Raw genomic sequence first — 12,177 nt, forward strand, 5'->3', positions numbered from 1 at the left:
GTTATTTCCGCACGTTGGACGGCAGCACCGAGTTCCGGCTGGACTGCCTGGCGGATTGCCCTGACTGCGCCGACTGCCCCTTGCCGCTGGCCGACGACTTCCGCGACGCGGCGCCGGCTACCCCGACGCCGGCGCAAAGCAGGATGGCGAGCAGTGCCGCCGGTGCATTTTTTCGCATGCTCATGATTGACTCCCATTGCGTGGCCGGTTCAGCTTCCGGACCAGATTCCGGTTCAAATGCCTTCGGCCGGCGTCAGCGAGGCCGCGTCCGGGCCGCCCTTGCGCCCCCGATGGCGGTTGACCCAGGAGAACACCACCGGCAGCACCAGCAGCGTGAGCAGCGTAGTGGTCACCATGCCGCCCACGATCACCAGCGCCAGCGGCCGCTGCGCTTCCGAGCCGATGCCGTGCGACAGCGCCGCCGGCAGCAGGCCCAGGCCCGCCAGCATGGCCGTCATCACCACCGGGCGCAGGCGCAGCGCCGCGCCCTCGACCACGGCTGCATGCAGATTCTCGGACTGCGCCAGCCGGTTGACGTAGGAGATCAGGATCACCCCGTCCTGGATCGCGATGCCGAACAGCGACAAGAACCCGATGCCCGCCGAGATCGATAAGGTCTCTCCCGCGATATGCAGCGCCAGCAAACCACCGATGGCGGCGAACGGCACGTTCAGCACCACCATCAGCGCATCCTTGAAGTTGCCGAAGGTGCTGTACAGCAGCAGGAAGATCACCAGGATGGTCAGCGGCACGATCACCGCCAGCTTCTTCTGCGCGATCTTCATCTGGTTGAACTGGCCATCCCAGAAAATGCTGTAGCCCGCCGGCAGCGTCATCGCCTTGCCCACCTTGTCCTGCGCCTCGGCCACCGCGCTGCCCAGGTCGCGCCCGCGCACACCGAACTTGATGGCGATATAGCGCTTGCCGGTCTCGCGGTAGACGAAGAACGGCCCGTCGGTAGCTTCCACCTTGGCCACCATCGACAGCGGAATGCGCTGGCCGTCCGGCGTATCCACCAGCAAGCGGTTGATGACATCCGGGTTGTTGCGCGCCTGGTCGTTGAGCCGCACCGACAGGCCGAAGGTCTTCTCGCCTTCCAGGACGTTGGTCACCGCATCGCCGCCGATCGCGAACTGCACGGCGGACTGGATGTCGCTCACATTCATGCCGAAGCGCGCGCTCTTCTCGCGATCGACCGTGATGTTCAGCGTGGGCTGGCCGAGCTCCTTGAAGATGCCCACGTCAGCCAGGCCCGGCACCTTCTTCAGGATGGACTCGACCTCCTTGGCCTTGTCCTGCAGCGTCACCAGGTCGGAGCCGTAGATCTTCACGGAGTTCTCGCCCTTGACCCCGGATAGTGCCTCGTTGACGTTGTCCTGGATGTACTGCGAGAAGTTGTACTCGATGCCCGGGATTCGATCCAGGTGCTTGGACAAACGCTCCACCACCTGCTGCTTGGTGGCACCCTTTGGCCAGTCGGCCGGGGGCTTGAAGTAGAGCGCGTATTCCTGGTTGAACACGCCGGTTGAGTCGGTGCCGTCGTCCGGGCGGCCGATCTGCACCGACACGGTTTTCACCTCGGGCTGCTCGCGGAAGAAGCCGCGCAGGTCGCGTGCGACGGAGGCCGAGTAGTCGAGGTCAACGGTGTTGGGCAGCGTGATGCGCAGCCACAGGTTGTTCTCCTCCAGCGTGGGCAGGAACTCGGTGCCGAGGTAGCGCGAGCTGTACAGCGTGCCGGCCAGGCCGATGAACGCGGCCAGGAACACCAGGCCAGGCTTTTTCAGCAGCTTGCGCAGCAGCGGCTTGTAGGCGCTCAGGATGATGGCGATGAATTTCGGCGAGTGCGGCCGCAGCGAGCCGCGGAACACAAAGGATGTCACCGCTGGCACAAAGGTCAGCGCCAGCACGATCGAGGCCAGCAGCGCGAAGCCCATGGTGAAGGCCATCGGCTTGAAAATGATGCCTTCCACCCCGCCCATGAAGAATAGCGGCGAGTAGGCCACGATGATGATGCCGGTGGAGAAGATCATGGCCCGCTGCACTTCGCTGGTGGCCTTGACGATGCCATCCTCCACGTTGGTCTCGCCTTCTTCCAGGTGGCGCATGATGTTTTCCATCACGATCACCGCGGCATCCACGATCAGCCCGAAGTCGATCGCGCCGAGCGAGATCAGGTTGGCCGGCACCTTGAAGTGGGCCATGTTGATGAACGACACGCACAGCGCCAGCGGGATCACCGCTGCCACCACCGCCGCGGCGCGGAAGCTGCCCAGGAAGATGAACAGCACGATCAGCACCAGCGAAATGCCGACGAACAGCGCGTGCTCGACGGTCCCCATGGTGATGTCGAGCAGGTTCTGCCGGTCGTAGAAGGTCTTGACCTGGATACCCTTGGGCAGCACGTTCTGGTTGATGTCGGCGATCTTGTCACGCACCCGCGCCAGCACCTCGGTGGCGTTTTCGTCGCGCTTCATCAGCACGATGCCTTCGACGATATCGTCGTGCTGGTCGAACTGCACCATGCCCAGGCGCGGCGTGTTGCCCACCCGCACCTCGGCAATATCGCGCACGCGCACCGGCACGCCGTTTGCCACCGAGACGGTGACATTGCGCATGTCGTCGAGCGTTTGCAGCAGGCCCACGCCGCGCACTACGAACTGCTGCTCGCCGGCCTTCATCAGGCCGCCGCCGGCGTTGGCGTTGGCGTTCGACACCGCATCCACCACCTGCTTGAGCGAAAGCCCGTAGGCCTGCAGCTTCTCGGGCGTCGGTACGATCTGGTATTGCTTGACCTTGCCGCCGAAGGCCGTGATGTCGGCCACGCCCGGGACGTGCTTGATTTCCTTGTAGACGTTGTAGTCCTGGTAGGTCTTCAGCGTGGTCACGTCGATGCCATCGGCCTCGATCCGGTAGCGCAGGATCTCGCCGGTGGCGTCGCCGTCCGGCGACAGGTTGGGCTGCACGCCCGGCGGCAGGCTGGCTTGCGACAGGTAGGTGACGAAGTTCTGGCGGGCCTTGAAGTTATCCACGCCCTCCTTGAACTTGACGGTCACAACAGACAGCCCGAACAGCGAGACCGAGCGGAAGGATTGCACGTCCGGCACGCTGGCCAGCGCGTTCTCCACCGGGATCGTGATCTGCTGCTCGACCTCCACCGTGCTGCGGCCAGGCCATTGCGTAATGGCCTGCACCGTGACCGGCGCCACGCCTGGGTACGCCTGCAGCGGCAGCTGCAGGAAGCTCAGCACGCCGGCCGCCAGCAGGCCAACGGCCAGGAAGACGATCACCAGGCGCCGCTTGAGGATGCTCTTGATAGGCGAGAAGACCATCTCAGGCCTCCTGCTTGAGCAGCATTTCGTTCAGCAGCATGCCGCCCTGCGTCACCACCCGCACCGACGCGCCGCCCGGCACGCCTTCGGTGACCTGGAAGGTGCCGTCGCTGCGCGGCGTGCCCTGCACCGCCACGCGCTCGATGTGCTTGTCGTCGGGCTGCGTCATCAGGTAGAGCTTGCCCTGGTCCTTGACGATGGCCGATTGCGGCACCACCAGCGCCTGCGCGCTGCCGGTGACGATGCGCGCGGTGGCGTACATCTCCGGCTTGAGGGTCCCATCGGGGTTGGGCACGTCGCAGCGCACCTGCAGCGTGTGCGTATCGGCGTCGACATTGGGCGCGATAAAGCTGACGCGCCCGCGATAGTGCCGGCCCGGGTAGGCCGGGGTCTCGATCTCGATGACCTGGCCCAGGCGCACGTTCTTGATGTCGTTCTCGTAGAGATTGCCGGTGAACCAGATCGAGCGGGTGTCGATGATGCTCATCAGCGAGTCGCCGACATTGAGGTAGGAGCCGGGGTCCATGTCGCGCTTGACGATGGTGCCGCCGATCGGCGCGCGGATGGTCAGCGTGTCGGAGGCGACGCCGCGCTCGCGGATGCGGGCGATGTCCTCGGTGGTCGCGCCCAGCACGCGCAGCTTGTTCTCGGACGACTGCATGGTCAGGCGGGCATCGTCCACCAGTTCCTTCAGGTCGCTGTTGTTGAGCGTCTTGAAGGCGTTATGCGAGAGCAGGAACTCGTTCTGCGCGGAGATGTACTCGGGCGAGTACAGCTCGGCCAGCGGCTGGCCGGCACGCACCACGGCGCCCTCGAACACCAGGATGCGCTCGACGCGGCCGGCCACGCGGGCCGAGGCCAGCTTGGCCTGCTGCACGTTGTAGGCCAGCTTGCCGGGCGTGGGCGTGTCGATCGTCACGGCTTGCGCGCTGAACACCGCGGACTTGACCGCGTTCGGGTCGAAGCCGCCTTCGGGCAGGGTCAGCTGTGATGGCACGCGGCGCGGTTTGGCAGCCTCGGGCGCCTTGGCGTAGGGCGCTGCGGTCTGCGCCGGTTCCGGTTGTTGCACTTGTTGTGTCTGGGCCCAGTATTTCCCGCCCCAGATACCGCCGGCGAGGACCACCACAAAGCCGGCGCCGATCATCAGATTCTTGTTCATAGGTTCAAGGCCTCGCGACCATCAGAATTTCTCATGTCCCACCGCAGCGGCGAGGGTGTAGTACGCCTGGCGCGCATCGGATTCAGCCTGGGTCACGGCCAGCTCGGCATTCTTGAGCGCGGAGCTGGCGGTCAGCAGGTCGGTGAAATCGGCGTTGTTGTTGGCGTAGTTGGTGAAGGCCATCTTGTAGGCGGTCATGGCCTCCGGCAACTGCCGCTGGCGCAGGAACTCGGCCTGGTTCACCGACTGGCGCAGGTTGTTGTGCGCGGTATCCACCGCCAGCAGCGTCTGCTGGCGCACCGACTGGTCATTGGCGTCGGAGGCCACCTTGTTGGCCACGGCTTCATCCACCCCGTACTTTTCCTTGGTGAAGAAGAACAGCGGGATGATCACGTCGAACTCGATGCCGTAGCTGGCCGGCTTGAAGCCCAGCGGCGGGTTGTTGCCGTTGAAGGTGCCGATGATCTGGAAGTCCGGCAGATAGGCTTTGCGGGCCAGGCGCACGCCCTTCTCGGCCGCCTCCACCAGGAAGCGCGACGCCCGCACATTGGGATGCTCGCGCAGCGCCATGTCTTCCAGCTCGGGCAGCGGTGTGGGCGGCAGACGCACCGCGCCGGCGTCCGGGCGCAGTTCCAGTGGGAACTCCGGGTTCTTGCCGATCAGCGTGTTGATGGTCTTGAGCGCGTTGTCATGCTGGCGCTCCAGGCCAAACATATCGTTCTGCGCGCTGCTCTGCGCCACCTGGGCGTTGAGGTAGTCCACATAGCCCGCCGCGTTGTTGGCGTAGCGGATGCGCGCGACCTGCTTGACCTGCTCCAGCCGCTTGAGATTGAGGCGCAGCACGTCGAGATTGAGGCGCAGCACGTCGAGCTGCGCCTTTTGCGCCAGCGCCTGGAAGTAGGTCGTGCTCAATTGCGCGTAGAGCTGCAGGTACAGCGCGTCGCGCTGCGCGTCGATCGATTCGGCTTGCGTGTTGGCGATATCGGCGGCCAGTGCCTTCTTGCCCGGGAACGGGATCGACTGCGTGAGCGTATAGCTGAAGCTCTCGGCGCGCGCCAGCGCCAGCGGGCTGTTCTTGGGCAGGTTGCCCCAGATAAAGCCCACCTGCGGGTTGTTTGGCGCCGCGATCTGCGGCACCGTGGCCTTGGCCGCCATATAGAGCGAGCGTGCCTGGATCAGTTGCGGGTTGCTGGCGCGCAACTCCTCCGACAGCTCCCACAAGGAGAACCCCGGGCCAACGAGGCCCTTGGACTTTTCTTCGGCACTGAGCGTGGCCGCTGGCGGGGCGCTCGCGCCGGCGCCGCGTGGCGTTGGCTGATCCCACCCGCTGGCTGGCGCCTTGCCGGCAGCGGGCGTTTTTTGTACAGGCGGAACAAGCGGGACCGGATCGGTATCTCCGCTCAGCTGGACACCCCATGCGACCCGAGCTGAAAGGACCAGGATGACGGCTGCTCCAACTTTTCTATTAGTTGGTTTTTTAATCATGAACACTCCCATCGCTACTTGTAACAGTTATGACAGGGAAGTCTTTCAATCGCCCTTCCATAGCATTGCAAATAGCTTTCGGAACATTGCAAATAGCTTTCGGAAATTTAGGTGATTACCCGTATTAGGTATTTGGATCCAGCGTAGACAATCCGGGATTTCGATAGCAGAATCGCTATCGAAATCCATCGGGGCGTCATGTTATTTCGCAAGCCGGCTGGCGCGTGTTGAGGCGTGTTGGCGCTTGCGGGCATGCGATTACCCGAGAAATGGGGCGGATGAGGTGGCCGGGACTAACTATTTCGCGATACGCGTTATAAAAGGCGTGCGAATTAAATACATGGATGTATTTAAAGTAAATAGAATATCAGCATCGAAATAAATACAGATCGATGATGTTTGGCATTGAATCAGGTCGAGGGCCGTTTGAAAGAGGCGCCTGCCCTTTATTGCGCTGTTTTATGCCATGCTAGTGCGCCGTCTGTTCGCATAGCGGGCACACCCGGATCAACAGGGGCGCGTTTTCCATTTCGGCGAGCGCGTCGCTATCGTCGGAGGCGATGATGCACTTGCATTCGCGCACCGCGCTTGCGGGCTCGCCGCGCGAGCCTGCCGGCAGTACCGCGTAACGAACGCCGAGCTGCACGCGCCGCTCCCAGTCGCCTTGCCGATCGAGCTTCAGCAGCCACAGGCGGGTCTGGATCGACCAGTGCCTGACGGTTTCGCTCTTGATCCCAAGGCGCCGCGCCGCTTCGGCGACCGACACCTGCTGGGAGGCCAGGTTGAAGAAGGCTTCCGCCTTGTCCTCCAGCCTGAGCCGCGCCATGGGGGTGCCGGTCAGCCGGCTGAAGCGCTGGCGGCAGCCCGCGCAATGAAAGGTCGGCAGGCCACTGCCGTCGCTGCCGTCATAGGTCGACTTGCGGGCGTGGCAACGCGGGCACTGCGGCGGCCGGTGGCTGGTGCTATGCAGCTTACGCCACGCGGCCAGCAGGAAGGCGGTCAGGTCGGCATCGAAGACGCCTGCCGCGCCGCTTGCGCGCACATGGATCAGCGTCGTGGCGCGGCGCAGGTCGTCCACATGGGGATACACGTTCGCGCTCGCGCGCGTGGCCGGGAGATCGATCTCGGCTCGCGTGGGCCGTTGCTGCTGGAATCTGCTCATATCGTCGGCGCGGGTGGATCCGGCCTTGACGCCGTGGGCCCCGGGGCTGGTGCCCTGGTCATAAAATCCTGCTACCCGTGCTCCGGGAGCGATCAAATTGCGCCGATTCTATGTGTGTTGGCCGCCGCCGAGTACTGTGATTGATCACAGTAGGGCGGGCGGTGCCGCGCCGCTAGGGCTTGATGATGCCTGCGGACGCGGCCTTGACGACCGCTTCGATGCGGGTGGCCACGCCCAGCTTCTGGCGGGCGTTGTCGATGTGGAAGTCGACCGTGCGCTTGGACAGGCCCAGGATGGTGGCGATCTCGCCCGAGGTCTTGCCCCGTGCCGACCAGACCAGTGCTTCCACCTCGCGCTCGCTGAGCTGCACGGCCGGCAAGCCCGGCCGCGTGCGCGCAACCCGGGCAAGGCGGGCCTCGACAATGCTGGTCAATATGTCGAAATCGACCGGCTTGGCCACGTAGTCGTCGGCCCCGAGCCTGCGCCCCTTGAGCTCGGCCTCGCGCTGCGCCAGCGCCGTGAGAAACACGAAGGGCATGTCGGCAAAGCGCGGTGCCAGCGAAGTGATCTTCTCCAGCAGTTCGAAGCCCGTCATCACTGGCATACTCACGTCGCAAAGGACGAGGTCCGGCGTGTCGCGCAGGATGGCGGCGAAACCCTGCTGGCCATCGTGCGCGATGCTCACGGCGAAGCCCCGCTCGATCAACTCTTCGGCGATCAGCGCGGCCGTCTCGGCATCGTCCTCGATGCAGAGGATTTTCCGACGGGCATCGGTCATGGTGGTCCTTGGTGGCGGCGAGCGGCGTCTTGCGGCCCGCCAGCGTACAGCGTAGCGAAATTCTGGATAAAAATCTTATGAATCACTCGATTCGTCCGGCGCCCGCCAGCCGGCGAGTGCGCCGCAGCCTGGGGCGGCGCCTGGTCGGGCTGCCCGATTCGGTGCCCATGCTCCGGCCGATTCGCGTCCGGCTGTCGCTTGTGTTCGTGATGTTCCTGCTGCTGGTGGTGGGCGTGGGCCTGTTCGGCATCAACCGGCTCAGCAACTTTCATAGCGTGTCCGCGCAGATCAGCGGCCGCTGGCTGCAGAGCAACCGCATCCTGGGCGACCTCAACAATTATATTTCGGACTACCGCGCGTTCGAGGGCGACGCGTTGATCGCGACCACGCGCGCCGACCTGCGCGCGGCCGAGGGGCAGATCAGCAAGCTCGACGACGTGATCAAGGAGGTCGAGGCCCGCTACGGCAAGATCGAGCATGATCCGGCCGAGCTGGCGCTGTACGAGCAGTTCATGACGCAGTGGTCGGCTTACCGGCAATTGGTCGATCGCGTGGTCTCGCTGGCTCACCAGAAGGACACGACCCAGGCCGTGGCGCTCTATCGCGGCGAGTCGCGCCGCGCCTTCGAGCAGGCCAACGGCACGCTGGGCGTACTGACCGAGCGTAATGTCGTTGGCGCCGCACAAGCGACCGAGCGCGAGGCGGACGCCTATCGCGAGGCCCGGCAACTGATTGCCGGCGCCATCCTGGTGTCGGGTTTCCTCGTGATCGCGGCGGTGATCTATCTGGTCAGGGCCGTGTCGAATCCCATCGCGGGGCTGGTCGATCGCATGCACCGCATCATGGACAACGATCCTCACGTGGAGATCCCCGGCGCCGGGCGCAAGGACGAGATCGGCGAAATCGCTCGCGCCGTGGTGCGCTTTCGCGACAATACGCTCGAACTGGAGCGCAGCAAGGCGGCGCTGGCCGCCCAGACCACCATGCTGCTGGACACGCTGGAGAACGAACGGCGCCTGGCGGTGCTCCAGCGCAACTTCGTCTCGATGGCCTCGCACGAGTTCCGCACGCCGCTCAATGTGATCGACGGCCACGCGCAGCGGCTCATGCGCATGAAGGAGGCGCCGTCCGCCGAAGTCCTCGGCGAGCGCTGCGGCCGGATCCGGGTTGCAGTGCGGCGCATGACCAACCTGATCGACCACCTGCTCGATTCCTCGCAGCTGCTGGACGGCGGGCGCCTTGCCACGCTGCAAGGCGTCGATTTCTCCCTGACCCTGCTGGTGCACGAAGTCTGCGAGATGCACCGGGAGAGTTCCCCGGCGGCTGTCATCGAGGAGATCGTCGCCCCTGGCTTGAATGAAATCTTCCATGGCGACGCCAAGCTGCTGTTCCAGGCCTTCAGCAACCTGGTTGGCAACGCGATCAAGTATTCGCCCGCAGGCACCCCGGTCACTGTCCAGGTGGCCGGGGATGCCGACGTGATCCGCGTGTCCGTGTCCGATCACGGCCTGGGCATCCCGGACAAGGACCGCGAACATATCTTCGAGCGCTTTGTGCGCGGCGGCAATGTCGCCGGCACGGGCGGGCGCGGGCGTTGGCCTGTACCTGGTCAGGCTGGCAGTCGACTTGCACCGGGGCGAGGTCGTGGTCGCCAGCGAGGAAGGGCGGGGGTCGAGCTTTGTGGTCCGGCTGCCGCGCGCGGCGGCATCGGGTTGAAGGCGTGGGCTGGATTCGAGGAAGATGCCCGGGCAAGGACATCGATGGCCTGGATCATTCTGCCGAGGCAACGATCCCCGCATCGCCCTCAAGGCGGGGACCGACGCCCGGGCGGACCTGGAGCATGGCGAACACGCCCAATGCCGTCGCGACCGAGGTGGCGATGAACATTGACGAGTAGCCATAGCGTGCCGACAGGATGCCGGCCAACGTGGGTGCCAGGACCGCGGCGATGTTGGCGATGAAATGCATGATGCCGCTGAACGTGCCGACGCGAGAGGGCGCGGTATCGATCACCACCGCCCAGTAGACGGAGTTGGGCAAGGCGTTCAAGGCATTGCCCAACGTCATCAGGGCGATGACGGTCCACACGCTGTGCGCCTGCGACACCATCAGGAAGCACAGGGTGGTCAGCAACAGCGAGGCGGCGGCAAACCAGCTTCTTGCAATGACCAGCTTGCCCGTGCGCTTGAGCAGCCAGTCGGAGATACGGCCGCCCAGCAATACGGTGAAGCACGCGCCAACCCAGGGAATCATCCCGATGTACCAGAGGGATGAGAGGGTGAAGTTGAACTCGTCGTGAAGGTACTTCGGCGTCCACGTCAGCAGCATGAAGTTGACGTAGATAAAGGAGAAATAGCCGATGGAGTTGAAAACCAGCGTGCGGCTCTTGAAAAACGCCCACCACGGTAAGGCGGCACTCGCGCTTGCGGCGCCTTTGGGGGGGTGCGCGCGTCCGGCCTGGATCTGGGCGAGTTCTGCCGCGTTCACCTTCGGGTGATCCTCCGGCCGGTTGGTGTACACGCGCGAGAACAGGGCGATCAGCACCAGGCCCAGGACACCGAGCACCACATACATGGCACGCCAGCTGTCGGTGAACAGCAGCAGGCCGACCGCTACCGGCGCGGTAAGCAGCGCGCCCAGTGGCGTGCTCAGCAGGCCGATGGATACAGCGAAGCCGCGCTCAGCCGGCGATGCCCAGGCGGACATGGTCTTGTTGATGATCGAGTAGGCCGGCCCCTCCGAGAAGCCAAAGAGGATGCGCACCATGGCAAATCCGCTCAGGGCCGAGCCGCCGAAAACCGCGAGGCCGATGTCGCCCGCCCAGACCATGCAGATGGCGAACAATGACCAGGCCACGCCTGCGATCACCCAGACCCGCTTTGCGCCCAGGCGGTCCCCAGCGCGCCGCCGATCAGCGCGCCAAACATATAGCCGTAACCGAAGTAGCCCAGCACGGCGCCCCAGCCGGCGCGGTCGAAGCCGTACTCCTCGATGATCTGTCCGGCCGAATAGGCAATGGCGCCGCGGTCGATGTAGTTGACCAGGGCAATCACGACGATCAGGAAGAAGATGGTGAAGCGATACCGGGTGGGCGGCGGGGGTTGGTGCATCTTGCGTCTCCGTAACGGGTAACGGGTTGCGGGTTGGGTAAAGAGCCCGAGGTTGTTTTGCAAATTGTATATCATATATAATGCACAATGCATAACCTAAGGATACGGGAAAACCCATATGTCACGCCCATTCATTGCCATTGCCTCGCTTGGGGGCACCATCAGCATGACGCCCTCGGATGCCGCCGGCGGCGTCGTCCCCAGGCTGGACGCCGGCCAATTGGTCGCGGCCGTGCCGGGGCTGGGGGATCTGGCCGATATCTCCGCCGAATCGCTATTCCAGTTGCCGAGCGCTTCGCTAGGCGTTGAACAGTTGCTGGCCTGCCTGGCATGGGCCGAGGGCAAGATTGCCGCGGGTGCGCAGGGTGTCGTCCTGACCCAGGGCACCGACACCATTGAGGAGACGGCCTTCTTCCTGGATCTGTATTGGCGCCGTCCCGAGCCGCTGGTGATCACCGGCGCGATGCGAACGCCGTTGTCCGCGGGGGCGGATGGCCCTGCCAACTTGCTGGCCGCCGTGCAGGTCGCCATGGACGATCAGAGCCGCGGGCGCGGGAGTGCTGGTTGTCATGAACGACACCGTGCACAGGGCGCGCTGGGTCTGCAAGTCGGATTCCCTCTCCGTCCAAACCTTCGTATCGCCCGACGGCGGGCCCGCGGGGAGGGTGGTCGAGGGGCAGCCCGAGTACTTTCATCCGCCGCTCGACAGGCCGCTGGTCAGCCCGCCCACGCGGCGATTTCCGAAGGTGGCGGTTGTGCCGGCGCTGCTTGGCGACGATGGCGATCTGGCCGTGGCCGCGCTTGATCTCGGTTACGAGGCAATCGTGGTCGCGGCGTTCGGGGCCGGGCACGTCTCCTTCGGCTTCGCCGAGCATGTCGAGCGCCTGGCCAAGGTGGTGCCCGTGGTGATCGCGAGCCGCACCGGGGCTGGGGCAACGGCCTCTCAAACCTATGGTTTCGCCGGCTCCGAAGTCGATCTGGCACGGCGCGGCGCCATGCTTTCGAAGTGGCTCCATCCGTTGAAGGCGCGACTGTTGCTAGGGGCGTTGCTGGCCGCCGGCACGCCGCGCGAGCAGATCCCGGAAGCACTTGCGAAGTGGGGTACACTGCCACGCCATTCGCCCATCAGACAGCAGCCCGTTCCTTGAAGACTT

General features: G+C 64.6%; 9 protein-coding genes and 2 pseudogenes. 3 read left to right on the forward strand and 8 right to left on the reverse strand.

Features of this window, described 5'->3' with window-relative positions; genetic code table 11:
• Position 1 precedes the first annotated feature (1 nt).
• The 6 genes from OR16_RS14350 to OR16_RS14375 all read right to left on the reverse strand — a co-directional run bounded on the left by OR16_RS14350 (position 2) and on the right by OR16_RS14375 (position 7,913).
• Entirely contained in the window at positions 2 to 184 is a 183-nt protein-coding gene (locus tag OR16_RS14350) for a hypothetical protein (RefSeq protein WP_006158678.1), read from the reverse strand.
• 49 nt (positions 185 to 233) lie between these two features.
• Positions 234 to 3,329 (reverse strand): efflux RND transporter permease subunit, encoded by a 3,096-nt coding sequence (locus tag OR16_RS14355; protein ID WP_006158679.1) that lies wholly within the window; start codon positions 3,327 to 3,329, stop codon positions 234 to 236.
• A gap of 1 nt (position 3,330) precedes the next feature.
• Positions 3,331 to 4,488 (reverse strand): efflux RND transporter periplasmic adaptor subunit, encoded by a 1,158-nt coding sequence (locus tag OR16_RS14360; protein WP_006158680.1) that lies wholly within the window; start codon positions 4,486 to 4,488, stop codon positions 3,331 to 3,333.
• 21 nt (positions 4,489 to 4,509) lie between these two features.
• Positions 4,510 to 5,709: a TolC family protein gene (locus tag OR16_RS14365; RefSeq protein WP_237717061.1), complete on the reverse strand. Its 1,200-nt coding sequence runs from the start codon at positions 5,707 to 5,709 to the stop codon at positions 4,510 to 4,512.
• Positions 5,710 to 6,442: 733 nt separating this feature from the next.
• Positions 6,443 to 7,135 carry a DUF746 domain-containing protein gene (locus tag OR16_RS14370; protein ID WP_006158682.1) on the reverse strand — a complete coding sequence of 231 codons (693 nt, stop codon included), beginning with the start codon at positions 7,133 to 7,135 and terminating at the stop codon, positions 6,443 to 6,445.
• A gap of 172 nt (positions 7,136 to 7,307) precedes the next feature.
• On the reverse strand, positions 7,308 to 7,913 hold the full coding sequence (locus OR16_RS14375) for a response regulator transcription factor (RefSeq protein ID WP_006158683.1): 606 nt from the start codon (positions 7,911 to 7,913) through the stop codon (positions 7,308 to 7,310).
• Positions 7,914 to 8,080: 167 nt separating this feature from the next.
• Between OR16_RS14375 and OR16_RS14380 the strand changes: the two are divergent.
• Positions 8,081 to 9,629: pseudogene (locus tag OR16_RS14380) on the forward strand (ATP-binding protein).
• 54 nt (positions 9,630 to 9,683) lie between these two features.
• On the opposite strand, the gene OR16_RS14385 reads toward OR16_RS14380, so the two are convergent.
• Together OR16_RS14385 and OR16_RS45745 are read right to left on the reverse strand one after the other, a co-directional pair.
• Positions 9,684 to 10,769 carry an MFS transporter gene (locus OR16_RS14385; RefSeq protein WP_237717062.1) on the reverse strand — a complete coding sequence of 362 codons (1,086 nt, stop codon included), beginning with the start codon at positions 10,767 to 10,769 and terminating at the stop codon, positions 9,684 to 9,686.
• An 8-nt stretch (positions 10,770 to 10,777) separates the two neighbouring features.
• On the reverse strand, positions 10,778 to 11,023 hold the full coding sequence (locus tag OR16_RS45745; protein ID WP_237717063.1) for a hypothetical protein: 246 nt from the start codon (positions 11,021 to 11,023) through the stop codon (positions 10,778 to 10,780).
• Positions 11,024 to 11,189: 166 nt separating this feature from the next.
• Between OR16_RS45745 and OR16_RS48240 the strand changes: the two are divergent.
• Positions 11,190 to 11,504: pseudogene (locus tag OR16_RS48240) on the forward strand (asparaginase domain-containing protein); the annotation flags it as partial.
• Positions 11,505 to 11,592: 88 nt separating this feature from the next.
• Complete coding sequence (locus tag OR16_RS47280) at positions 11,593 to 12,171, forward strand: hypothetical protein (protein ID WP_063709587.1); 579 nt, start codon at positions 11,593 to 11,595, stop codon at positions 12,169 to 12,171.
• Positions 12,172 to 12,177 lie beyond the last annotated feature (6 nt).

Source organism: Cupriavidus basilensis OR16 (genome assembly GCF_000243095.1).
Taxonomy (GTDB): Bacteria; Pseudomonadota; Gammaproteobacteria; order Burkholderiales; family Burkholderiaceae; genus Cupriavidus; species Cupriavidus basilensis_D.